Origin of the sequence: Bradyrhizobium sp. sBnM-33, assembly GCF_032917945.1 — a bacterium.
Lineage (GTDB): Bacteria > Pseudomonadota > Alphaproteobacteria > Rhizobiales > Xanthobacteraceae > Bradyrhizobium.
Map to the genome: position 1 here is coordinate 4,868,164 of NZ_CP136624.1, position 24,481 is coordinate 4,892,644.

A 24,481-nucleotide genomic window follows, 5' to 3' on the forward strand; every position below is an offset into this window, starting at 1 on the left:
TCGCTCCCCACTGACCTTGCCGCCGCACATGCGATGATCATCGCCGAACGGGCCGCGCGGCTCGAAGCGGAGGCGGTTGCGGCGAGCGCCAAAGCGGAAGCGGCCAACGCGAAGGCGGCCGAGGCACTGATCAGTTACCTCAAGCTCGAGATCGAGAAGCTCCGTCGCCAGATTTACGGCAGCCGCTCGGAGCGCAAGGCACGGTTGCTGGAGCAGATGGAGCTTCAGCTTGAAGAGTTGGAAGCAACCGCAACCGAAGACGAACTGGCGGCTGAGAGGGCGGCGGCTCAGACACAGACCGTCAAGTCCTTCCAGCGCAAGCGGCCGTCGCGCAAACCGTTCCCCGATCATCTGCCGCGCGAGCGGGTCGTGGTCGCCGCACCGGAGAGCTGTCCCTGCTGCGGCTCATCGAAACTATCAAAGCTGGGCGAAGATATTACCGAGACGCTGGAGGTCGTTCCCCGGCAGTGGAAGGTGATCCAGACCGTGCGCGAGAAGTTCTCGTGCCGGGACTGCGAGAGGATCACCCAGCCGCCCGCGCCCTTCCACGTGACACCGCGTGGCTTTGCCGGTCCCAACCTGCTGGCGATGATCCTTTTCGAGAAGTTCGGCCAGCATCAGCCATTGAACCGGCAGAGCGAGCGCTACCGGCGGGAGGGCATCGACCTGAGCCTCTCGACGCTGTCCGATCAGGTCGGCGCCTGTACGGCGGCCCTGCAGCCGCTTCATGCACTGATCGAGCGCCACGTCCTGGCCGCCGAGCGGCTGCATGGCGACGACACCAATGTGCCGATTCTGGCCAAGGGCCAGACGATCAAGGGCCATATCTGGACCTATGTCCGCGACGACCGGCCATTTGGCGGACGAGCCCCGCCGGCAGCGCTCTATTAGGCATCGCGCGATCGCCGGCACGAGGATCCCGTCCAGCATCTTGGCAGCTTCACCGGTATCCTGCAGGCCGACGCCTATAGCGGCTACAACGAGCTATACGACGCCTCGCGCGCGCAGGGGCCGATTGCTCCTGCCTTGTGTTGGGCGCACGCCCGAAGGCAGTTCTTCGAGCTGGCAGATATCGCGGCTAATGCCCGGCGCGACAAGAACGCCGCGGCGATCTCACCGATCGCGCTGGAGGCCGTCAAGCGCATCGACGCGATGTTCGATATCGAGCGCGGCATCAACGGCCAAAGTGCCGAGGAACGGTTGCGGGTGCGCAAAGAACAGAGCGCTCCTCTGCTGGCGACGCTGGAAGCATGGCTGCGTGAACAGCGCGTCCGCCTGTCGAACTCATCCTCGGTCGTCAAGCCGATCGACTACATGCTGCGCCGCTGGGATCGGTTCGCCCGCTTCATCGAAGATGGCCGGGTCTGCCTGACCAACAACACCGCTGAACGCGCCCTGCGTGGCTTAGGCCTCGGAAGAAAGTCGTGGCTCTTCGCAGGCTCCGAGCGCGGCGCCGATCGTGCCGCGGTCATGGTGACGCTGATCATGACGGCAAAGCTCAACGACGTCGATCCGCAAGCCTGGCTCGCAGACGTGCTCGCTCGCATCGCCGATACCCCACAAAACCGGCTCCATGAGCTGCTGCCCTGGGAATGGAAGACGGCGCTGGCGAAATCCGCTGCCTGACCTACGAAGCGACAACACCCGCGGCCCACGCCGGAGGGGTACCCCTCATTTGCGGCTCCTGCGCTCTATACTGGCGCGTGAGAACGCGCACCGTCGCTCCGATCGAAAACGCAACTGCATTTTCCCTAACCGGGAGTCAACAATCTTTTGCGTTCATTCTGGTGGGCGGCGGGGCTGAAGCGGCCTGCTCAATCTATCTGTCGTGACGATGCTTCCAGGATTTGGCTTGTTTCTCTAAGCGCCGGACGCCCGACGGATCAAAAATTGAGCTGGATCAGTCCGAATGCACCATGCGCGACCTTTCCCGTGCCGCCGCTGCTCACCGGATAGTCCCAGTTGGCTGAATATTCCACGGCCACCTTCAGCCCATCCATCACCCACTCGCCTCCGGTGAGGAAAAGCCGGTGTTGCGGGACGAATCCGATCCGGGTTGGTACGCCGCTTTGCAGGATCGATACGCCCGCCATGTCTTTGCTGCCGGAATATCCCACCGAGATGTAATTGCCCTGCGCACCGATCTCCGTTATCCATGGGTTCCAGTCAAACTGGTAGGCAATCGAGGCCTGCCAAGTCATCGGCATCATGTTCCGAGCAATGCCGAGCCCATCGATAAACCTGGCGTCCTGAACTGCGGCATTTACCTCGCCCACGAACGCGAATGGGCCGAAACTGGTTTTGAGGCTCGCGGCCACTCCGGGAATCCGGCCGATCTGACTCAGGAACGGCAGGTACGACGAATGCAGAAATCTGCTTTCGAAAACGGACGTGTTGTAGTCGACATGGAAGTCAAGGGTCCAGGGACAAATAAGCGAGTCCTTCAACTGGTCATAAGGCACGCCGCAATGGCCTCTCGTCCGGAAGCCGAGACTGGCATTATAATCGTCGATTTTCGTCCGGCCGGGGATGATGCTTTCGCTGCCTCTATAGGTCATGACTGAGCCGTAGAAGGGCGCCGGGTCGAAGGGGAATGTGACTGGCGTAGGCCGGAACGGCCGCTCAGGGAGCGGAGTGTAGCCGAGCCAACGCATCAGTTGGCTCACGGCCGGTGCGACGACCAACGGACTAACGCGTGGAACAACGACAGGCGCCGGCGGCGGCTGCCGCGCTGGGGTTGGCCAGGCGAATTCGAGGCCTCCTGCGGTCTGACGGTTTTCAAACACCTCGGTTGTCAGCGGAGTGCCGATCGATAGTGTATCCAGGCGTGCCACGCCCGTGGACGTACCGAAATGCAAAACCTCTACTCCGAAGCGGGCCGCGATCGGGAATTGCATCAGATCGCCGACTGAAATGTGAGTTCGATCAAGCGTGAAGCGATCCACGCCTACGCCGGGGAGGTTGGTCGGCACCACTGGTTGGTTCCCGGTCGGGAATATTGCGCCAGTGCCATTGTCGAAGTGCAGAACCAGAGCACCGGTCAACCAGTCGCCGAGTTTAATATCGAAGTCTAATTCCGCCGTACCCAGAGCCAGGTCTTCCTTGGTGGGTCCGTCGAATGATCCGGTTCGCGAGGCCAGCCCTTCGACCACGCCGCTAAGCGCGAGGAAACTATTGATCTTCGGCCCGGTCTTTGAAAGCGAGTCGCGGATGATCTGGCGCGTTGCGTTCTCCTGAGCCGCCCAGACGATTTCCAACTCTCTTACGCGCACGCCGAGCGGCCTCTTCGCTGCGGCTTCGGACAAATCCGGCTCGGGCAGAGCGGGCGGAGCCTCAACCACCGGTGCCGGTTTCGCTGCAGCAGCGACGGCTGTCGGACGCTCATACGTCGCTGCAGGCTTGGTCCGCCGCGCCGTCGGCGCGCTCTCCAAAGTACTCAGGCGCTGGGAAAGTTTGCGGTTCTCTGCCTTCAACTCCTGGAGCATGCGCCGGAGATCTGCCACGTCCTCATTCTCGGCGGCGGCACAAGGAGGAACGAGCAGTGCGAGGCTCAACAACAATGCCGGCGTAGCGCGAAAGATCAACGGATAAACGGTGCAGACGCGCTGCCAACCCTGCTCAGTTGTCTCGACCGTGCCAATTTCTGCCGCGCGCCGGCGTTGCTTGGATCCGGCAACGAACTCGTCCCGCTTACCCCAGATCATACGCGGCCCCATCACTACCGCAGATCGACGCCACCCAACCAGTCGAGCCAACCGGCTCATAACAATTCCGCTCGCGTAATCGGACTGTCTCAGCCAGCGCATCCTCCGTCAAGTCGATTGCAGACAACCGTCTGACTCAGCATCGGCACAGTTAACAAATGCAGGCGAAGCGATGTATCCGAACCAAGAGACAGCCGCGACACCGCTTGACTAGGCTCGTCGACTTGAGGTTGCCGCAAAATATATCTTTCGATTCCTACAATGTATCTTTTGATTTCGCACATAGCCCAAAAGCCACATAACCGCAGATGGGGAATTACCCCCTTTTAGCCAACAGACAATTGTGTAAGCATGCTAACTTGAATCGCCAAGAGATCGCCATCAAGGTGTCTTGCTCGCCGATTTTGGCCTGGGAAATACGGCAATGTGTAATCTAACGGGCACATAGCCCGCATTAGCGAGACCGAATTGCAGCGACCATACGGCTGAGGATCGATAGCAAAAATTGGAACTCGTTGTGAAATAGATTGCAGCGCTGGGTAGAAAATCAGTGTTCAACTGCTCTGGCGGGCGGAGTTCGACTACAGCTAGACGTCAAATACAACCAGAGGCCAAATACAGCTAGAGGTCAAATACAACCAGAGGTCAAAGAGGGGGCGCAGCGATGTTGGCATGGCTCATTTCCTCCAGCGTGCGTTTACGCACCCTCGTTGTAGTTGGTGCTGCCGGCCTTCTGATCCTCGGCGCCGTCGGCGCCAGTAACAGGCCGCTAGACGTCATCCCCGAACTGGCGCTGCCTTCGCTCACGGTGAAGACGGAATCACTTGGCCTCTCCAGCGCCGAGGTCGAATCGTTGATTACCGTGCCGCTGGAGGCGGACCTGCTCAACGGTGTGCCGTGGCTCCAGGTCATCCAGTCGGAATCGATGGCGGGACTTTCGACGATCGAGATGATCTTCGCGCCCGGCACCGATCTGATGAAAGCACGCCAGATGGTGCAGGAACGGCTGACGCAGGCGCACGCACTGCCGAACGTCTCCAGCCCGCCGGTTATGCTTCAGCCGGTTTCCTCGGCCAGCCGAGTGATGAACATCGGCCTGAGCTCGAAATCCGTCTCGCTGATCGACATGTCCGTTCAGGCGCGCTGGAATATCGCACCACGCCTCGCCGGGGTTCCGGGTGTGGCGAATGTGTCGATATGGGGTCAGCGCGAGCGGCAGGTGCAGGTGCTTGTCGACGCCCGAAACCTGAACAAGAAGGGCGTCAAGCTCGAGCAGGTGGTCAAGACGACCGGTGAGGCGGTGTGGTCCTCGCCGCTCACCTACCTGAACTCATCCACGCCCGGTACCGGCGGCTTCATCGAAACGCCGAACCAGCGGCTCAGCATTCGTCACCAGCTGCCAATCTCTACTGTGGGTACCTTCGCCAAGGTGCCGCTCAGCGGCACGACCACGAGCGTCGGCGACGTCGCCTATCTCGTGGACGGTCATCAGGCGCTGATCGGAGACGCTATCGTCGGCGAAAACCCCGGCCTGATGGTTGCGATCGAGAAGTTCCCCGGCTTCAACACATTGGACGTGACGCGCGGCGTTGAACGCGCGCTCAACGAACTGAAACCCGGGCTGCCCGGTATCGAGATCAATACGACCATCTACCATCCCGCGAGTTTCATCGAACGCGCGACCAGCAATCTGGGCAAGTCCATGCTCGTTTCGATCATCCTGGCCGCCATCGTGCTTGGCCTTCTGATGGGCAGCTGGAGGACCGCGGTTATCGCCTTGGCCACGATCTCATTGTCGTTCCTCTGCGCTGAACTGCTGTTACAGGCTGCCGGAATCCCGCTCAGCATGATGGTCGTCGCCGGCCTGCTGATGGCGTCCGGCGTGATCGTGCATGACAGTATTATCGACGTCGAAAATGTGCTGCACCGCTTGCGTGCGCCGCAACGCGACGGTCGGTCGGGCTTCATGGTCGTCGTCCGTGCGATGCTGGAAACGCGCCGGCCGATGCTGTACGCGTCGCTGATCATCGTGCTTGCGGTGCTGCCAGTTCTGTTCATGCAGAGCCGGTCCGCCGCGTTCTTCGCGCCGATGGCCTGGGCCTATATCGCCGCCGTGTCCATCTCGATGCTGGTGGCGTTGATCGTGACCGCCGCGCTGGCCGCGGTGCTGCTCGCCAATGCGCCACTGACCCCGACGGGCGGTTGGGTCATCAATAGGTTGGCCAGGCCTTTCGATCGGATCGTCGGGCGCGTCATCCACGCGCCGCTCGCCTGCATCGGCGCCTGCCTCGTGGCGGCGATCGCGTGCTATCCGCTCTGGCGCTCGCTCGAGCGCGACATGGTGCCCAGCTTCAGAGAGACGGATCTCGTGATCGAATGGCAGGGCCCGCCCGGCACCTCGCTGCAGGCGATGACCCGATCTACCGAGGGCCTGATCCGCGACCTACGGCAGATCCCGGGAGTACAGAACGCTTTCGCCGATCTCGGACGGGCCGTGCTGTGCAACTGCGAACGCGCGACGGATGTCAATGCGGGGCACGTGTGGGTCAACATCGATCCGAAGGCCGACTACGAAGCAACGGTCGATGCCGTGGAAGCTGCCATCACCGCCTATCCCGGAATGCGTGGCGAGGTTGGGACATACCTGTCCACGAAGCTGCGTGAGGCGCTCACCGGTGACCCGGATACCCTGACCGTGCGGGTCTATGGCAACAGCCTTGAGATCCTTCGCGCCAAGGCGGAGGAGATCCGCGCATCGATGGCGAAGATCCCCGGCATTGAAAATCCCCGGGTCGAATTACAGGTCGAAGAACCCTCGATCGAAGTCAAGGTGGATGTCGATCGCGCGGCAAACTACGGCCTGAAGCCGGGCGACATCCGCAGGGCAACCTCCGCGATGGTCGGCGGCATCACCGTCGGTGCGCTTTTCGAGGACCAGAAGGTTTTCGACGTGGTTGTCTGGGGACGCCCGGAGTTGCGCGACAACATTGATGACGTGCGGAATCTGATGATCAATAGCGAGGGCGGGTCTCAGGTCCGCCTCGCTCAGGTCGCAGACGTTCGCATCGCGCCGGCCACCAGCATCATCCGGCGCCAGGGGTCCTCGCGCCGTATCGATGTTTCCGCGAAAGTGGACGAGCGGGCGCTTGGTGATGTGGCGGCTGATGTTACCAAGAGCGTCAAGCAGATAGCATTCCCGTTCGAGCACCGTGCCGAGGTGCTCGGCGAATACAAGGAACAGCGAGCCGCCCTGCGATCGATATACAGCTACATGGCGGCGGCGGTAGTATTGATGTTCCTGCTGACGCAGGCGGTGCTCCGCAGCTGGACACTCAGTGCCCTGTCGCTGCTCGGTGTACCGGTCGCGGCACTCGGCGGCCTAGCGGCAGCCGCAATCAACGACGCTCACTTCTCGCTTGGTTCTCTGTTGGGTCTGGCAGCGGTGCTCGCACTGATGGTGCGGCAGGGTATCGGTCTGGTCGCCCATTTCCAGCATCTGCAATTGAACGAGGGTGAGCTGTTCGGCGAAAAGCTGGTGCGTCGCGGCGTGCTGGAACAGTTCCCCAGCATCATTGCGTCATCGGTGACGACGCTCGCTCTGGTGCTTCCGTTCGCGATCATGGGTGATGTTGCCGGACTCGAAATCGCGCACCCGCTTGCGCTCGCGGTCTTGGGCGGCGTCGTTACCATGACGCTCGGAACGTTGTTCGTGTTGCCGGCGCTTTACCTGCGGTTCGGCAGTGGCTGGACGGCCGACCGGCTCGATCTTGAAATGGCGACCGCGTCATGACCGCCGCTTGTGCCGCTTCGAAGGACGTCAAAAAGGAGGAACGTCTCATGGTCCGCTTCAACGCATTGATGGTCGCGGCGTCTGCCGCGTGCCTCGCAGCGTCCTGTCCCTCAGCATGGGCCGCGGAGTCGACGGTCAAAAAGAGCGCGCCCGCGCGGGTCGAGGCCACGAATGACGCAAAGATCAAAAAGATCACGCTTACGCCAAAAGCGGCGGAACGGCTCGGCATCCTCATTGACGAGGTGCGCGCCGATCCGTCGGGCCGCCGGATCGTGCCCTATGCCTCTGTTCTCTACGACCTGACCGGAAAGACGTGGGTCTATATCAGCGCCGATCCGTTGACCTTCTTCCGCGGAGCGGTCGAGATCGACACCATCAAGGGTGACAATGTTTACCTGAGTGACGGGCCGCCTGCCGGCACGAAGGTGCTTGCCGTTGGAGTGCCGGAAGTCTTCGGGACTGAGGTGAAGGTAGGTCACTAGCTGCGCGTCGAGATTGTTTTTCCATTACGGCTTCGGCCTGAGTGGGGGGCTCGTGATGATGAGGCTGATTGTAGGTTCCAGTCTGCGCTTTCGTTATCTCGTCCTCGCCCTTGGCGTGGTGCTGATCTGGTTTGGCCTGGTGCGCCTGCGCGACGTGCCAGTGGATGTATTCCCGGAATTCGCGCCGCCACGGGTCGAGATCCAGACAATCTGTCTTGGACTCTCATCCGCCGAAGTTGAACAACTCGTGACCGTGCCGCTGGAAAACGCGCTGAACGGCGTCCCTGGCGTCGACGTGATGCGGTCGAAGTCGGTGCCGCAACTGTCGTCGATCCTGCTGATCTTCAAGCCGGGTGCCGACGAAATTCGCGCGCGGCTGCTGGTCAGCGAGCGGATGGCGCTCGCGACCAAGACCCTGCCGACATGGGCCGCGCCGCCCTTCATGATGCCGCCGTTGTCCTCGACCAGCCGGATCATGAAGGTCGGCATTACCTCAAAGGACAAGTCCGTGATGGACCTGTCGATGCTGGCGTATTGGACCATCCGGCAGCGGCTGCTTGGCGTTCCCGGCGTCGCGAACGTCGCGATCTGGGGCGAGCAGCTCAAAATGGTTCAGGTCATGGTTGATTCGAAGCGGTTGGCCGCCGAGAACATTACGCTCGATCAGGTGCAGGAGGCGGTTTCCGATGCCCTCGACGTTGGCCTCCTGCGCTATGCCCGCGGCGCGCATATCGGTACCGGCGGCTTCGTCGAAACACCCAATCAGCGCTTTCAACTCCGCTTCGTCGGCGCCAGCGTGACACCCGAAACGCTTGCCAGGGTGCCAGTGACCAAACCGGCCGGCAAGCCGCCGCTATTGCTGAGCGATGTGGCCAATCTTGTCTATGCGCCGCAGGGCATGATCGGCGATGCCATTATCAACGACGGCCCAGGCCTCATGCTCATCGTCGAAAAATTCCCCTGGGGCAACACGCTTGCCGTCACCCGCGGGGTGGAGGAGGCGCTGGAGAGGATGAAGCCCGGCCTTCCAGGGGTGGAGATCGATACGACAATCTTCCGGCCAGCGACTTTCGTCGAGGACTCGATCGACAATCTATCATGGGCGCTACTGCTGGGCTGCCTGCTGGTCGTGGGAATCATATTCATCTTCCTTTACGAATTGCGTACCGCGATCGTCTGCATCGTCGCCATTCCGCTGTCGCTGCTCGCGGCGAGCCTCGTCCTGTTCCAGGCCGGCGCCACCGTCAACACAATGATCCTGGCGGGCTTCGTGATCGCGTTGGGGATCGTCGTCGACGACGCGATCATCGACGTCGAGAACATCATGCGACGCCTGCGTCTTGCACGGCGTGCGGGCGATACGCGCAGCACGGCGCGCATCATTCTGGACGCGTCGCTCGAGGTGCGGGCGCCGATCGTCTACGCGACCCTGATCGTGGTCGTCGCGGTCGTGCCCGTGCTGTTCATGGAAGGCCTGACCGGATCCTTCTTCAAGCCGCTGATTACGGCCTATGTGCTCGCGATAGCGGCCTCGCTCGTCGTCGCGATGACGGTGACGCCGGCGCTCTGTCTCCTCTTGCTGCGTAACGCGCGGCTCGAAGGGCGCGAATCGCCGGTGATCATCTGGCTGCAGCGCCACTACACGCCCTTGCTGGAACGGGCCACTCGAACGCCGCGCGCGGCCTATGTCGCCATCGGTGTCGTGACGCTCGCGGGGATCGGCGTTTGGCCACTGCTCGGGCACTCGCTGCTGCCTTCGTTCAAGGAGCGCGACTTCCTGATGCACTGGGTCACCACCCCCGACACCTCGCTTCCCGAGATGCTGCGCATCACGACCCGCGCGAGCAGGGAACTGCGCGCAATTCCGGGTGTACGCAATTTCGGTGCACATATTGGCCAGGCCTTCGCCGCCGATGAGGTCTACGGCGTCAATTTCGGGGAGAACTGGATCAGCATCAGCAAAGACGCGGACTACGACAAGACGCATGCCAAGGTCGAGGAAATGGTGGACGGCTATCCCGGCCTCTACCGCGATGTGCAGACCTATCTGAAGGAACGCATTCGCGAGGTCCTGACCGGCGCCGGCGAGGCGATCGTCGTCCGCATCTTCGGCCCCGATCTCGACGTTCTCAGGGACAAGGCGGAGGAGGTCCGCGCGGCACTCGCGGACGTTCCGGGCCTCGTCAACCTGCACAAGGAGTTGATGGTCGAAGTACCGCACATTCAGGTGACGGTGAAGCTGGAGGAAGCACAACGCTACGGTCTGAAGCCGGGCGATGTCAGGCGTGCCTCTGCGACCTTGATGGCCGGAGAGGAGGTCGGCGATATCTTCATCGACGGCCGCACGTACGACGTGCAGGTGTGGACCGATCCGGTGTCCCGCCACAGCGTGGACTCGGTCCGCGAGATGCTGATCAACACGCCGACCGGGCAGCGCGTTCGGCTCGCTGAAGTAGCCGATGTCAGCATTCGGCCGACGCCAAATGCCATCAAGCGTGAGGCCAGCTCCCGTCGGATCGACGTGCAGGCCAATGTCAAGGGCCACGATCTCGCCGCCGTCGCCACCGAGGTGCAGTCGCGCCTGCAGAAGATGGCGTTTCCACTTGGCTATTACGCGGTGCTGCAAGGCGAATATGCGGAACTGCGCGCCACCCGCGAGCGGCTGCAACTGTTCGCCGTTCTGGCGCTCGCCGGCATACTCATACTTCTGCGGCAGTCTTTCGACAGCTGGCGTCTGGCAGCGCTCAGTTTCCTCACCCTTCCTTCGGCGCTGGTGGGCGGCGTCCTCGCGGCGTGGCTCGCGGGCGGCGTAATTTCTCTTGGCTCGTTGATCGGTTTCCTGACCGTGCTTGGCATCGCCGCCCGCAACGGGATAATCATGATCAACCACTTCCAGTATCTGGAACGCCATGAGGGAGAGGCGTTCGGCATGAACCTCGTGCTTCGCGGCGCGAGCGAGCGGTTGCGGCCGATCCTGATGACGACCGGTGCCGCCGGGCTGGCGATTCTGCCGCTGGTGATTTTCGGCGACCTGCCGGGCCACGAGATCGAATATCCGATGGCGGTCGTCATTCTGGGCGGCCTCGTGACGTCGACGCTGCTCAACCTGTTTATCTTGCCTGCATTTTATCTCCGCTTCGGTCGCGGTGCTGGCCGTTCGACGGATCGCCTGACCGTTCCAGCACCGGTAGCCGGGAGCGCGTGATATGAGAACGGCGCGTCGTCACACCGGCTGGATTGGCGTCGCCGCTGCGACACTCTCCACTTTAGCATATCCGGCGACGGCAGCCGAGGCAGAGGCTGGCCGCTTTCAAAAGCTCTCCGTCTATCTCGAACGCAATATGCAGGATCATGATGCCGAGATCCGGTTCGAGGCAACCGGCGCTGAGGATGGGCTGGCTGCACTAAAGGTGTTGGCACCCGCCGAGCGCACGGTGATCGATCTCAAAACGCCAGACTCGAAGCTGGGGCTCCGCCGTCTTACGATCGAATCGCCAGAGCCCACTGACGACGGGATTGTGCGGACCGATTTCCCGGCGGGCGCCTATCGTTTTGAGGGAACAACGACGAAGGGGGCAAGCCTGCGCGGCGAGGCACAGTTGAGCCACGTATTCCCCGAACCGGCCGCGTTCGAATATCCGCGGCCTGATCAGAAAGACTTACCCGCCGCCGCGTTGACCCTGCGCTGGTCCGCGCCGAAGGGGATCGAGGCCTGCGCGATCGTGATCGAGCAAACCGGTTCGGCCTACGAAATCCGGGCGCTGCTGCCGGGCTCAGCAAGATCCTTCACGGTACCTGAAGGGTTCCTGCGCGCCGGCAGGGCTTACAAATTCGCGATTGGGACCGTCGCAAAGGACGGTAATCGGTCGTTCATCGAAGCCGGCTTCACCACTGCGAGGGCGCGATGAACAACCCCATCCACGCGATCTCAGATCAGCAGAGAAGATCCATACAGACCAAGCCTTCTTATTGGGAGCGAGCACCGGCGCTTTCTCGTTCGTCGGCCACACAGGCTGAAAACTTCCGCAACCTTGGGCGTCAGTTGGCCGGACCGCCGCCCGCAACTGGAGGGCATTGAGATGTTCGACAAGCAGGGTTTGGAACGGCAGATGAGGCCGGCGAGCAGCCAATCCGGTTGGCTTGTCAAGTGGCGTGCCACGCTTTTGGCGGCCACCGTCCTGACGGCAGCCGGGTTCGTGCAGGCTGGCAGCGCAGTCGCGGGCGAGATCAACGAACCGCCGCGCTTTAAGAGCGACAAGGATTACTCGTCGCTGAAGGACTGGCATCTGAAAGGCGAGAACATCGTCCCGCACGGGGTCAACCCGCTCTATTTCCCGATCGTGCCCGGCCACCAACACGTGCATGAGCGGCCCGATCACCCGGACGGCAAATATCGCAAGGAGACCGTGGTCCTGGATAGCACCGAGGATTTCGACCTCCCTGGCATCGGCAAATTCAAGACCGCGGTTGTTCAGGAAGAGGAGTACCTCGATGGCACGCTGACACAGCGCGCGCTCAATTGGTTCGCCCTCGATAAGACCACCAACAGCGTCTACGTCTTTGGCGAGGTGAGTTGGGAGATCAACGAGGAAGGCAAACCCATTTTCGCTGGCACCTGGCGAGCGGGCGACCCTGACGGCGACGGCGTGGCCGAACCGGGCCTGTTGATGCCCGGCACTTTCACAATCGGCGGCCGCTATATATTCGACGGCAGCAAGAGCTCGGCCTATGGCGGCGCCGAGAACATAGAAGCCGGCATCGAAATAGCGGTTCCGGCCGGGACCTTCAAAAACTGCGTGCGGGTTCGCGAGCAGGGCCTGCAGGACCTGAAAGACATCACCGACAAGATCTGGTGTCCGGTGGTTGGCGTCGTGCTCGACACCTCGGACGGCAAGCTCGTCGTTTCCAACGCACTGCCCAAGGACAATCCCGCCGCGGACGTTTCAAGCGTCGGGAAGCTGCGCGACAAGCCGTTGAAGTATACGCCGCCCGTGGCGAAGGTCTCGGGAGACCAGGCGACGAAGATCGCGCTCGCGGAGATCCCCGGCAAGGCCACCTCCCTGAAGATCGAGCGGAAGAAAGGCAAGAATGTCTACGTGGTCGAGATCCAGACGAAGGATGGCGAGAAGGACGTCTTTGTCGACATCGAGTCCGGAAAGATCGTCGGAACAGACTGATGTGAACGGTGCGAGCGCCCTGATCCACGATTTTCGTCGCACGGGTTTCTCTTCCCGCGGGGGACGAAATCGTGGATCACGGGCGATCCCTCTGTGTTCCGTTCCGGCGTAGCGATTGATCGGAAAGGATACCGCCATGAAGAGGACGATCCACTGGGGCCTGCTCGCCAGTCTTCTTCTTGTTGCGCCAGCCGTGGCCGTCGTGCAGGCGCAGCAACCGGGCCGTTCGAAAGAGCGTGCGCAGCCTGCGGCAAAGATCACGGAAGAACAGGCAAAGAAGATTGCGCTTGAACGCATCCCCGGCGAAGTAACCGACGTGGCGATCGAGAAAAAGCGCGGCAAGAATGTCTACGTGATCGAGATCCAATCACCGGAGCAGGGCGAGAAGGACGTGTTCGTCGACATCGAGAGCGGAAAGATTATCGGGACGGACTGACAGGTACCGGCATGTACGACTGCATGCGAAGTTCGTTATTGGGAAAGGATAGCGCCATGAAGAGGGCAATTTACATGGGCCTGTTCGCCGTCCTGCTCGCGCCAGCGACAGCGGCGGCGCAGGCGCAGGCACCGAAGGGCCTCGGCACCGAGGAATTCGGCTTGTCGCCGCGCGAACTGGTTCAGGCGATCGAGAAGACCGAGGAACTGATCGCGCGCTGCATGCGCGAACAAGGCTTCCAGTACATCGCGGCTGATCACAACACGGTGCGGGCGGGTATGTCGGCGGACAAAAGGCTTCCAGGCCTCAGTGAGGAGGAGTTCGTCAGCCGTTATGGCTTTGGCGTATCCACCTTCTATACGGGTCTGCCGCCTCAGCTAGCGACCGGCTACAGCCCCGCCCGCGTCGGTCTCGGCGAACGCAATGTGCAGATTTTCCGTAAGCTATCCCCCGCAGACCAAGTCGCCTACAATCGCGCATTGCTCGGGGACGAAGTGACCAGCACCCTCGCGGTCGCTCTGGAAATCGAGGATTTATCGCGTACCGGCGGTTGCACGCGCAAGGCTTTAGCAGAAACCTTCAAACCCGATCAGCTAAAGGCTACCCACTACAATCCCCAGGATGCGCTGATCAACAAGGATCCGCGGATGAAGGCCGCGCTTGGATTCTGGCAGCGCGAGATGAAGAAGGCCGGCTTCGAATACGGCCACCCGGACGAAATCGAACCGGACCTGCGGAACCGGCTCAGCACGCTGACCGAGGGTGGCAAGCTATTGGTTTCCAAAATGTCGCCGGACCAGAAGACTGCCCTACGGAAACTGCAGGATTACGAGCGCCTGGTCGCGGCTAAGAGCTTCAAAATGCAGGAGGAGGTACTGACGCCAATCGAGGAGAAAATCCAGGAGGAACTGTTCTCCCGGAAGGTGCAATAGACCAATTAAGATGTGCACTCCCGTACTTCCCCAAATCGGCGGCTATGAGTAATCTCCTTTCCTGGCAGCGCATCGCATGACGAAGGCGGACGCAACGCTTCCTGCGAAGATGGCCCTGTCGATGGTGGGAGGGACTACGGCATGGTCGCAAAGCGCGTAAACTTTCTCTGGGCTATCTTGGGCGTGGTTGGAGGCATGGCGCTTGGCGCCTGGTACATGGGCTCCAAGATCCAATCGCCAGCGGAAATGGCGGCGCGCACTGCGGCGCCCGAACCATCCGCGATCCTTGTGCCTGTGGAGTCGCGCGTACTGAGTTCCGATATTGTCACCCGCGGCACGGTCCGATTCGGGCTGCCTCAGCCGATTTCAATTGCACCTTCAGCGGTCAAGGGCGGCGCCGGGCTTATCTCGTCACTGCCGCGACCGAATACGAATTTTGGGGAAGGCGAGGTGATTCTATCCGCATCCGGCCGCCCGGTCTTTGTCCTCCAGGGCGCGGCACCCGCCTTTCGCGACATGGCGCCGGGAACGAGCGGCGGCGACGTCCGCCAGCTTGAAGAAGCTCTGGCCCGTCTTGGCTTCGATCCGGGAACCATCGATGGCAGTTACGATCAAAAGACATCCGCCGCGGTCGAGCGTCTGTATAAGAAGGTCGGATGGGATCCGTTCGCACCGACGCGCGAACAGCGCGCGGCCGTCGCCGCACTCGAACGGGAATGGTCGGACGCCGCGCGCGCCCAGCTTGCGGCCGAGGCCACGCGTGAAACCGCGATGAAAGCCGTCGCCGCCGCGCGGGCCATCGCTGAGCAGAACGCGCGTCAGGCCGCCCTCGACAGCGCGGCGCGCGTTGGCGATAGCCGCCAGTTGGCGGACGCGCGCGCCGGCAAATCGCTCGCGCTTGAAGCCGAACGCGCGCGGGCCGCGCATTCCGCGACCGCGGCCAGCGCCGATGTCGCCACGCAAGTCGCCGATCGTGCCCTGATCGTGCTCGATCCGCGCCAGACCGAAACGGCGCGCGCTGCGGCCGAGGCCAAGCTGAAAGTGGCGCGTGCCGCGCAGCGCAAGGCGAAGCTGGAAGCCGATCTGGCGATACAGACCGCGGCACGCGAGGCCGCTCTGATCGACGAACGGATCAAGCTCGCCGAGGGAGCGGTGAAGGCGGCCCGCCTGGAAGGCGACCGCAGCATACGCGCGGCGCAGGAACAGCAATCGCTCGCCGAATTTGACGTCAAGGTCGCAACCGAACGCGCAGAGCGGCTCGCCAGCGAACTTGCGGCGGCACGCGCCAAGCTCGGCGTGCAGGTGCCGGCGGACGAGGTCGTGTTCATCCCGTCGCTCCCGATCCGCGTCCACGAGGTGACCGCCTCGGTCGCCGCCAATGCTTCCGGGCCGGTGATGAGTGTAACGGACAACCAGCTCAGTGTCGACTCGCAACTGCCACTTGAAGCCGCGCCGTTGGTGAAGTCCGGGATGAAAGTTGCGATCGACGAGCAGGCGCTTGGGATCAAGGCGACCGGCGTCGTTGAGACGGTGGCGACCACACCCGGCACGCGCGGCGTGGACGGCTATCACTTTTATCTCGGGGTTAAGGTGGAGACCACGCCTGTGCTGCTGGCAGGGTTTTCCGTCCGGATGACAATCCCGATCGAAACATCGAAGGGCGCGGTCACCGCGGTGCCGACCAGCGCGGTCTCGCTTGCCGCCGACGGGACGTCGCGCGTGCTGGTCGATCGCGGCGGCAAGCAGGAATACGTCACCGTGCAACCGGGGCTTTCAACGGGCGGCTATGTCGAGGTCAACACTCCCGACGGGCGGCTTGCGCCCGGTCAACTCGTGGTGGTGGGCTATAAAACAGCCGAGCCGGCGGCGGTCAAATGAAGCTCATGGAGGACATACGGCCAGAGGTGCCGATCAAGACGGCTTCTGTCGATGCCGACCATGTCCTCGATCTGCGTAAAGTGTGCAAGCAATTCGGGACCGATCCCGCGGTCGACGCATTGATCGATGTTGACCTCGTTTTGCGGCGCGGCGAATGGCTGTCGATAACCGGTCCGTCAGGCTCGGGGAAATCCACGCTGTTGAATATTCTCGGCTGCCTCGACCGGCCAACCAGCGGACAGTACGTTTTTGATGGTATCGAAACGACAAAGCTGAGCGAGAATGAGCGGGCCGGGCTGCGCAGCCGCCGCGTTGGATTCATCTTTCAGTCATTCCACCTGCTGCCCTATCGCACTGTCCTTGAGAACGTCATGCTGGCGGAAGTATACCGCCGGCAGGCCGGACGGGGGCGGCGCGAGCGGGCGATGGAGGAAATTTGCCGCGTCGGCCTCGAGCATCGCGCGAATTTCCTGCCTTCGAAATTGTCCGGCGGCGAACGTCAGCGGGTGGCGATCGCCCGTGCCCTGATGGGATCACCGAGCCTGCTCTTGTGCGACGAGCCGACCGGCAATCTCGATTCCAAGAATACCGAGTCGATCTTGGATTTTTTCACCGAGCTCAACAAGGAGGGCATGACGATCGTCGTCGTCACGCACGACGAAAACGTCGCACGCCGGGGCTCGCGCCGGGTCAACATGAAGGATGGCCGGCTCTTTGGTGGAAGCGAGACGGCATTGCCACCTCCGTCCAGGGCGCGCATCGCGCCTTCGGGGATCACGACGCGCGACCTCGTCTCGGAGGCCATTGCCGGGGCGATCGCCCGTCCCGCCCGTATGGCGCTGACGGTGCTTGGCATCGTGATCGGCATGTCGGCGCTGGTTGCCACCATCGGTCTCACCCGAACCGCCGGTAACCGCATCATCAGTCAGTTCGATCAACTCGCAGCCACGGAATTGTTCATCACGGCGCGGCCGGGAATGGCGACCGGCACGATTGATCCGCGTGCCATTCCATGGGACGCGCCGGAACGGCTGGTCCGGCTGAACGGTGTCGTGGCTGCGGGCCTGCTCAGCGACGTCAATGTCCACGACATGCTCGTCAGCGCCTCGCCGGTGGTGGATCCGTCCAATCAGACCGCATTCAAACTCGCAGTGCGCGCCGCCTCGCCGGATTTGTTCCGCGCGGTCCGCGCCGACCTCGCCTCGGGACGGTTTATCGACGGGGGGCATTCTGCCCGCGCCGAGCGAGTTGCGATCCTCGGCCCCGATGCCGCGCGCCGCCTGGGCATCACTGGAGTCGAGCGACTGCCCGCGATCTATGTCGGCGACGAGCTCTATCTCGTGATCGGTATCCTCCGTGATGTGGTGCGAAAGCCGGAGCTGCTCGGTTCGGTGATCATTCCCGAGGGTACGGCGCGACGGCATTTCAGTCTGTTCGGGCCTGGCATGGTAGTCGTGGAGACGAAGATCGGCGCCGCTTCCCTGATCGCGCTGCAGGCGCGGGCGGCGCTGCGGCCGGACGACCCGCGCGCGCTTCGCGTGCAACTGCCGCAGGAGCCGCGGCGCGTGCGCGATGACGTGCAAACCGATCTCAATATGATGTTCCTGCTGCTGGGCGGCCTGTCGCTTGTAGTCGGCGCGCTCGGGATCGCAAATATCACCCTGGTGGGCGTGATGGAGCGAACGGCGGAGATTGGACTGCGCCGTGCCATTGGCGCTACTCGTCGCCACATCGCTTCACAGTTCCTCATTGAGAGTGCGTCCATGGGTGTCGTGGGGGGACTGCTCGGATCGAGTGTCGGCGTGCTGATCGTGGTGGGTGTCTCGGCGTATCAGGTCTGGACTCCCGTGCTAGACCCGCTCGCTCCCTTGCTCGCACCGGCCGTCGGAGGGGTGATCGGTCTGCTGTCGGGGGTCTATCCTGCCTCGCGCGCCGCCGCGCTCGAGCCGGCCGAAGCGTTCCGACATTAGTTCGGACAGCAAACCCAATTTGGTTGGCAAGGAAGTTCGAATCGGGTGACGCTTTCCCTTGAAGGCAATCTTCTCGCTGCTTTCTGGCTTCACTCCGGGGGAGGGCGCTTGCGCCAAATCTCAGGTCCCGGCTTGCTTAAGTGAACTTGGTCGCGCTCCGGCGCGGTCACGTTATAAAGGTCGGCTTCACCGTAGATTAGGTCCGCCGTGTGGCGAACGCAGTGACGGTTTAGAAACTCAAATAATCGCGGTGCTTCGCCAGCGCCTTTGGACGATAGGGTCGGTCGCCGGTCACGCAACGTGCCTTGGTTAAGCCAAAGCGGTTGCGAACAAATTCTTCATGTAGGATGTCCGGCCCATTGCCGTCTCGTACGCCTTCCCTGGTGCCCTCGGTGCAGGCGCGACCCCATCCGGTCCGCTCGTCGTGCTGGATGTCTTCGTATGACGGCTTCAATTTCAGCTTGCTCATATCCACGATGAGCGGATGCTCGACTGCCATGGCCTCCTTGATCATCCACTCTCTCGCGATAGCCACCGCCCACGTCGGAATGCACGCCGGGAAACCAAACCTGCTTGATACGACCACGCGCTTTGGCTTCCGGCGATTCTTCCGACTCATCCCAAATCTCCGGCGCGAAGATTTCGCGGTTTTCGTCGATCGAGAGCGCTTGGCGCCCGTACGGGACGTAGGGATTTAGCGAGGCATTGTGGAAGGCGTGACGCCACAACAACATCGGCCCCGCGGCGAGCGAGGAAGTAGGCGGTACAGGCTCCGATCACTCCGCCCCCACAAATCACGCCCGCATGATGTCTCCAGGATACGTACTGAAGCGCCGAGCCAGCCAACCCAGGCCCGCTTCATTGGTTACCGCTCGCCCGCCCGCCACCTTGATGGCGGGTGACTGGCCTTGGTGGCACGTAGCGTAAACAGGTGGCTTCGCTTTTAGTGCCTCTTGAAATCGGAGGAGGCAGACCCCCTTAGAACCCTCCCGGAGGACGGCTCATATCGGAGGAGTCGATGGTGAGGCGCGGCGTACAAGCGGCGCCGCGCCCGATCTAGCTCAACTCTGATGCTGTGCTCGAAAGGCACCTATAGGCCGGAAATGCGCTTTTCTCTGTGTTCACCTCGGCAAGTCGTTGAAATTGCTAATATCTTCTCCGCCCTCCGAGCGCGCCACCTCAAAAAAGTCAGCCTTGTTTTTGTTGGGTGTTTGATTCCGCGGCCCGCATCCCGTCACGGGTGCGGAGGGGCAAACCCGTTACGGCTTGGCCGGGCTCGGTCGAGGTTTTAGCGGAATTTGGAAGGTCTTATATCGCGCTATTTCAGGAAAGTTGTCCGCGGCGCTGGTAGAGACTAGCCCGACCACCGCAGCCGGAACTTCTTTGCCGACCAGCCGACTGACCGCAGTAGTTTGAGCTTTGCTCAGTTGAACGTCGGGCGCACCTGCTGCCGCCATCGCCGTCCTGACGCGCCTGATCGACGACTCGGAGTATCTATCATCGATCGCAATTGTCTTACCGGCCAGGTCCGCGACCGACTTGACGTCGGGACCTGCCACGAGAACGGCTACGAGAGCGTCCAGCAACGCATCCAAGGTCGGGGCCGACATTCGCTCCGCGACGGCAGATGCGGCCGCCACCTGTTCCTCTGTCGTTCGGGTTTGCGGTACGTCAGTCGTTGTATGCGGATCGGCAGGGCTTGCTGGAGGCGCTTGGGAAGCTATGGCATTGCCCGTCGTCTGCTGGCTTGCCTGCGGAGAAGGAACCGGTATGGGAATGGCAGCTTTCGCCGCGACCTTGATTGGCTTGGGTATTCGACGGACCGCGTAGTCCGCGTGAGATCGGGGCAGGCTGTCGCCGCGCCAGGCGACGGCGGACGCCGGTTTCGTTATGACAGGATAGCTGTCAAGCGATTCAGGTTCGATCGGCACTTGAACCGCGGTCAGGCAGGCTAACGGGTTCAGGCCAACGCATGATGGCTGCGTTGATTGTTGGCTACTGCAACCGATCAAGGTCGTACCCAGCGCGCAAATAAGAAGCGTCCTCAATCGATCCTCCTGAAGAGGTTGAGTGCGGCCCGCAATTCTTGCGGCTTGAAGCAGTTCGCGCTGGAGCCTCAAGCAATGATGCAAAACTGTTAAATGCGCATTAAGCGTAGGCTACGCGTAGCCTGATGCGCCGGCATGGTTAATGCGTGAGCCAGTGCCGCCTCGGCTGAACAGAAGCGACTAGGCTTCCATCCCACCGCGTTGTCATACGTCCGCCTTTTCGTCGCTTTCTTCCATGCAGGATTCCGCCACGAATCGGTCGCCATGCTCACGCGCTGGGGTTTTCATCAAGTGATGGAGAATAACCGATGGCGAGTATCGAACGACTTCACAGGACTGCGCCGCTGGATTTGGCCAAGTTTGAAGAAGATGTCGTAGGGAGCCTTCCTGCGATCAAGGTGGCCCCATCGGAGCCGATGCCGGATTATGTCGAGCATGAAGAGGGCGTCACGCGCGTCGGTGCGCTCACAGCCGAGGCCGTGGTGCGTGACTATGAAGCTGCGGCCGAGGAAATCGAAGCGATGGGAGCGGAGTTGATCAACGCAGCGAAGAAATGCGAGGCAATGACCGCTGAAGTGCATAATGCCATTGCCTTCATGCGCGATACCGCAGCGTCGTATCGTGAGGAAGCCAAAAAGATCTTCAAGCGCATCGAGGAATGCGCGATCTTCACAGAACACGTTCGGAAGACCTGCGAGACCGTCAAACTCAAGATCATCGAAGGCAAATTGTAGGCCGTAAGACATAGGGAACATCGATCACAGGTTTGCCGTCCCGACGGGAGCCCATGCTTTTCTAATAGCGTGTGTGAATTGCGGTACACGCTGGGGCCGCGAATCAGCTTAGTTTGTACTTCTCCCTAAACTCGCGCCCGTCGCAAATGACGGGTTCTCTTTGTACTAGCCGGCAGTCCCAACAGCGGCGCTGCGGCGGCCGCACGCTGTAAATCGAAGCCAGGTGCCTGCCATATCAGGCTGACCACTTGTCTTCCTCGCGCCTGGCCTCGTCCTCGTTAATGCGATCGGCGATTTCGACCGCGACGGCAGGACTCTCCGCATCTGCGATGGGAGTACCGTCCTGTGTCTTTATCTTCTGGCCTTCGACATCCAAGGGAAAGTCTTCGGGCCGTAGAGGGTTCTTTGACTTCGATGTCATTGGCTTCCGCCCTCCGTTGAGTCACGCGATCATCGCTGTTGCCTAAGCTCCGCGCCAGGAAAGGTTCCTATCGCGCCAAGGAGCCGCTCGCGCATTTGGCCGCAGCAAAAATAGGAACGAAAGCAGCGCCTGAAAATTTCCGGAGCTTCCACAGCTACAAGGAGATCATCATGAAAGTATCAGCAATCGCGGTAGCATTGTTCTTTGCGCTCGGCTCAACGTTGGCTGTCGCCCAAGGTGCCGGAGGAGCCGGGGGGGCCGGTGGTGCAGGCGCGGGCGGCGCAGGCGCGGGGGCCGGCGGTGCAGGCGCGGGCGCCGGCGGCGCAGGTAGCGGAGGCGCCGGTGACGGCGGCACAGGTGGAGCCGCCGGTTCCGGCGGTGCCGCCGGCGGAGGACCCCCACCCGTACCAGTTGACAGCACCCGTAGCCCTGCCGACGTAAGCACGCCGGACCAAGAAACGAAAAGGATGAAAAAATAAGTCTGTCGGCCTTGCGGAGTGAAAACGTCTCATCCAGCGACGGGCGGCATCGTCGCTGCCCCGGATATGCTACGAGACGCGCGAGGATCTTATCGTTAGGACTCAGCGCTTCGCGGTGCTCGGGCCGTTTCGCGGCTTCCAGGATGGCGAAGCGCTGAGCTAGGTGAGACTGTCGCTCCCCTTTGTGTATTTGCCTGAGCGGTCAGGCACGTCAGTCTCGCTCTTTCTTCTTCGTCGGGGCAACCGGTCTGTTCGCCTTGGCAGCGCCAGCAGACTGTCGGAACAAAGATCGTTTTGCCTGCACCTTTGAGTCATTCTTGCTGAGGTGATTCGGGGCCGCCGGCGCACCACAAACTGTACCGCTGGACCTTACGTCGCGGGCGAAGGAGAAGGCGCGTGTCCGCAAGGACACGGCAGCGTGATTCCTTTCGGGGCCGGGTGATGGTTGCTCCCCTGATGTCGTATCGTTCGCGTAAGCTGAGCCAGCCTTGCCGGTGATTCCGGCTCTCTGACCGCGGTTCGGCATGTCAGCCCATCCGGAGCACATGAATGCTTTTTCTGAGCTATGCCTATCGATTCCTCTCCAACTTCGTGTTCCTGGCGCTTGTCTATTTTGCTCTGAATTTCCTGGAAAAGTACCAGCATCGCGTGGTCGTCGCGGTTCTCGTGCTGGTCTATGCCGGCATGCATGCGGCATCCGCGCTGCGGTCGTTTCACTTCTTCCAGCGCATCGAACGGCTGGAGCTGGAGGCCCGCCGCTTGGTGGCGGCGCTGGGCGAGGGGCCGAATTCGACGTCTACGCGCAAGCAGGTGATCACCGAAGTCAGCGGGCTCCGCCAAGCCGGCGAGATCAAGGCCTATATCGACCTGCTGTTTCTCGCCATCGTCATCCTGCTGTGCATTGCCAAGATCGTGGCCAGCTAAGCCTTCGCCTTGATGGCGGGCGAGCGGCCCCCGGCGGTCAGCGCTTCTTCAGACCAGCAACGCGAACCGATCGCGCATTCCGCTTGGCTTGCACCACCGGCTTCGGCGCCGTCCCGCTGGCGCCCTCCGGCGCTTGCGCGGTCTGTCCGGCTGACGCCGGCGGCTGGGCGGGCGCGGCGCGGTCGTGGCGATGAGATTTCCCGGTGAGCTTTGCCGAGGAGACTTCCGTTGACCGAACCCGCGCAATCGGCGTCGTTGGCCGCGCCGAAAAGGCCAGCATTGTTACGCGCGCCGATTCCGGGATCTTGAAAATGCTCGCCGCCGGAATCGGCAGCGCGGCCAGCGCGCCGGCCGGCGGCAAACTGGTCTGGCGCGGCCACGGCGTTGCCGGTAGCTGGGCTACACCGCCCCCACCGCGCGGGGCGCGCGCGCCAAGATCGGCCGTGTGCCAGTCGAGATTGGACAAGCCCGGGACGGGCAGCACGGCGGGACCGGCAACAGCGAATTTCGAGACCTTCGGCCAGCGCGAAATCGCCACCATTTCCGATGGCGGATGCAACTGCCATTGCTGCGGTTCGGTCGGCGTCGGCGGCCGTTCGGGTGTCGCCGGCACCACATGGACGATGCGATAGCCGCGCGCCTTCAGTTCGCTCAGGATCCTCGGCAGCGCCGTGACCGTGCGCGGCTGAATGTCGTGCAGCAGCAGGATGCCTTTACGCTTTCGCTCCAGCCTCTGCATCGCAAGCTCATAGACGCGATTGGCGGAGACGTCGCGCCAGTCGTCGGCCAGGAAATCGGCGCTCCAGAGCTGAAGCCCCTTGGAAGCGGCAAATTCCTCGATCCCGTCGTTGCGACGCAGGCCTGGAATGCGCAGGAACGGCGCCGGCGCGGTGCCGTCGCCGAGCGCGGCAGTTACTGAGGCGATACCCTGCTCGATCTCCTGTTTGGAGCGGTCGAGCGGCAGGTGATCCATGCCGACAGGATGGTTCTGGGTGTGGCTGGCCACGGTGTGGCCGGCGTCGCGGACCTTGCGCACGCCTTCCGGATTGGCGTTGGCCTGGCTTCCGACCAGGAAGAAAGTCGCCTTGGCGCAATGGGCGGCGAGAATGTCGAGGATCTCGTTGCTATATTTCGGCAGCGGACCGTCGTCGAACGTCAGCACCACCTCACGTTCCTGCAGCGGCAGCGTCTTACGATATTGCATGGTGCCGATGACGGGATAGGCGCGCGGATCGACCACGAGGGTACGTGACGTGCCGATGGCATCGGGATGACCTGGACAATCGGCGGCGGAAGCTGTTTGTACGGTGAAGCTGGCCAGCACTCCCATGCACAAAGCGGCCCATGGCCGCGCTCGGGGGCCTTCGAATACGCTAGCAATCATTGAACACCGGCTTCATTCCAACCCTTGGTCCTGACGACCAGCACCAAGGTTCAATCGTTCTTCAGGCGGGCCATGCTTACACGAGACGCGATGAATCGTGCTTTAATCGACTGAACTTCATG

The 24,481-nt window shown here is 62.0% G+C and carries 16 protein-coding genes and 3 pseudogenes; 12 read left to right on the top strand and 7 right to left on the bottom strand.

The window, feature by feature from the left end:
• Positions 1-33: 33 nt before the first annotated feature.
• Positions 34-1,626, top strand: a pseudogene (tnpC, locus tag RX328_RS22625) (IS66 family transposase).
• 257 nt (positions 1,627-1,883) lie between these two features.
• On the opposite strand, the gene RX328_RS22630 reads toward tnpC, so the two are convergent.
• On the bottom strand, positions 1,884-3,704 hold the full coding sequence (locus RX328_RS22630; protein ID WP_213254436.1) for a hypothetical protein: 1,821 nt from the start codon (positions 3,702-3,704) through the stop codon (positions 1,884-1,886).
• A 664-nt stretch (positions 3,705-4,368) separates the two neighbouring features.
• Between RX328_RS22630 and RX328_RS22635 the strand changes: the two genes are divergently transcribed.
• From RX328_RS22635 to RX328_RS22675, 9 genes are all read left to right on the top strand, one after another.
• Positions 4,369-7,494, top strand: a complete 3,126-nt coding sequence (locus RX328_RS22635) for an efflux RND transporter permease subunit (RefSeq protein WP_213254434.1) — start codon at positions 4,369-4,371, stop codon at positions 7,492-7,494.
• Positions 7,491-7,976 carry a hypothetical protein gene (locus tag RX328_RS22640; RefSeq protein ID WP_317258492.1) on the top strand — a complete coding sequence of 162 codons (486 nt, stop codon included), beginning with the start codon at positions 7,491-7,493 and terminating at the stop codon, positions 7,974-7,976. The genes RX328_RS22635 and RX328_RS22640 overlap by 4 nt, the downstream gene beginning before the upstream one ends.
• Before the next feature lie 55 nt (positions 7,977-8,031).
• Entirely contained in the window at positions 8,032-11,181 is a 3,150-nt protein-coding gene (locus tag RX328_RS22645) for an efflux RND transporter permease subunit (RefSeq protein WP_213254430.1), read from the top strand.
• 1 nt (position 11,182) lies between these two features.
• A complete protein-coding gene (locus RX328_RS22650) occupies positions 11,183-11,884 on the top strand; it encodes a hypothetical protein (RefSeq protein ID WP_213254428.1) in 702 nt (233 codons plus the stop codon).
• Positions 11,885-12,055: 171 nt separating this feature from the next.
• The gene (locus RX328_RS22655; protein WP_249726962.1) at positions 12,056-13,153 is read left to right on the top strand and encodes a PepSY domain-containing protein; all 1,098 of its coding nucleotides are present in this window, start codon (positions 12,056-12,058) and stop codon (positions 13,151-13,153) included.
• Positions 13,154-13,289: 136 nt separating this feature from the next.
• Positions 13,290-13,589, top strand: a complete 300-nt coding sequence (locus RX328_RS22660; protein ID WP_213254426.1) for a PepSY domain-containing protein — start codon at positions 13,290-13,292, stop codon at positions 13,587-13,589.
• Positions 13,590-13,663: 74 nt separating this feature from the next.
• Entirely contained in the window at positions 13,664-14,521 is an 858-nt protein-coding gene (locus RX328_RS22665; RefSeq protein WP_249726960.1) for a hypothetical protein, read from the top strand.
• Between the two features lie 141 nt (positions 14,522-14,662).
• Positions 14,663-16,399: a peptidoglycan-binding protein gene (locus tag RX328_RS22670; protein WP_213254422.1), complete on the top strand. Its 1,737-nt coding sequence runs from the start codon at positions 14,663-14,665 to the stop codon at positions 16,397-16,399.
• Positions 16,396-18,369, top strand: coding sequence for an ATP-binding cassette domain-containing protein (locus RX328_RS22675; RefSeq protein WP_213254420.1), 1,974 nt, complete (start codon positions 16,396-16,398; stop codon positions 18,367-18,369). The genes RX328_RS22670 and RX328_RS22675 overlap by 4 nt, the downstream gene beginning before the upstream one ends.
• 229 nt (positions 18,370-18,598) lie before the next feature.
• Here RX328_RS22675 and RX328_RS22680 read toward each other — a convergent pair whose 3' ends face one another.
• The 4 genes and pseudogenes from RX328_RS22680 to RX328_RS22685 form a co-directional block, all read right to left on the bottom strand.
• Positions 18,599-18,883 carry a hypothetical protein gene (locus RX328_RS22680; protein WP_249726958.1) on the bottom strand — a complete coding sequence of 95 codons (285 nt, stop codon included), beginning with the start codon at positions 18,881-18,883 and terminating at the stop codon, positions 18,599-18,601.
• 61 nt (positions 18,884-18,944) lie between these two features.
• Positions 18,945-19,103, bottom strand: a pseudogene (locus RX328_RS43795) (phospholipase effector Tle1 domain-containing protein); the annotation flags it as partial.
• 10 nt (positions 19,104-19,113) lie between these two features.
• Positions 19,114-19,167: pseudogene (locus tag RX328_RS43800) on the bottom strand (hypothetical protein); the annotation flags it as partial.
• Between the two features lie 461 nt (positions 19,168-19,628).
• Positions 19,629-20,417 carry a hypothetical protein gene (locus RX328_RS22685; protein ID WP_249726955.1) on the bottom strand — a complete coding sequence of 263 codons (789 nt, stop codon included), beginning with the start codon at positions 20,415-20,417 and terminating at the stop codon, positions 19,629-19,631.
• Positions 20,418-20,725: 308 nt separating this feature from the next.
• Here RX328_RS22685 and RX328_RS22690 point away from each other — a divergent pair, with 308 nt between their 5' ends.
• Entirely contained in the window at positions 20,726-21,151 is a 426-nt protein-coding gene (locus RX328_RS22690) for a hypothetical protein (protein ID WP_213254417.1), read from the top strand.
• Positions 21,152-21,386: 235 nt separating this feature from the next.
• Here the strand turns inward: RX328_RS22690 and RX328_RS22695 are convergent, their stop codons facing one another.
• Positions 21,387-21,572, bottom strand: coding sequence for a hypothetical protein (locus tag RX328_RS22695; protein ID WP_213254415.1), 186 nt, complete (start codon positions 21,570-21,572; stop codon positions 21,387-21,389).
• Positions 21,573-22,600: 1,028 nt separating this feature from the next.
• Between RX328_RS22695 and RX328_RS22700 the strand changes: the two genes are divergently transcribed.
• Positions 22,601-22,975, top strand: coding sequence for a hypothetical protein (locus tag RX328_RS22700; RefSeq protein WP_171582108.1), 375 nt, complete (start codon positions 22,601-22,603; stop codon positions 22,973-22,975).
• A 37-nt stretch (positions 22,976-23,012) separates the two neighbouring features.
• Here RX328_RS22700 and RX328_RS22705 read toward each other — a convergent pair whose 3' ends face one another.
• Positions 23,013-24,305, bottom strand: a complete 1,293-nt coding sequence (locus RX328_RS22705; RefSeq protein WP_249726953.1) for a polysaccharide deacetylase family protein — start codon at positions 24,303-24,305, stop codon at positions 23,013-23,015.
• Positions 24,306-24,481: the final 176 nt, after the last annotated feature.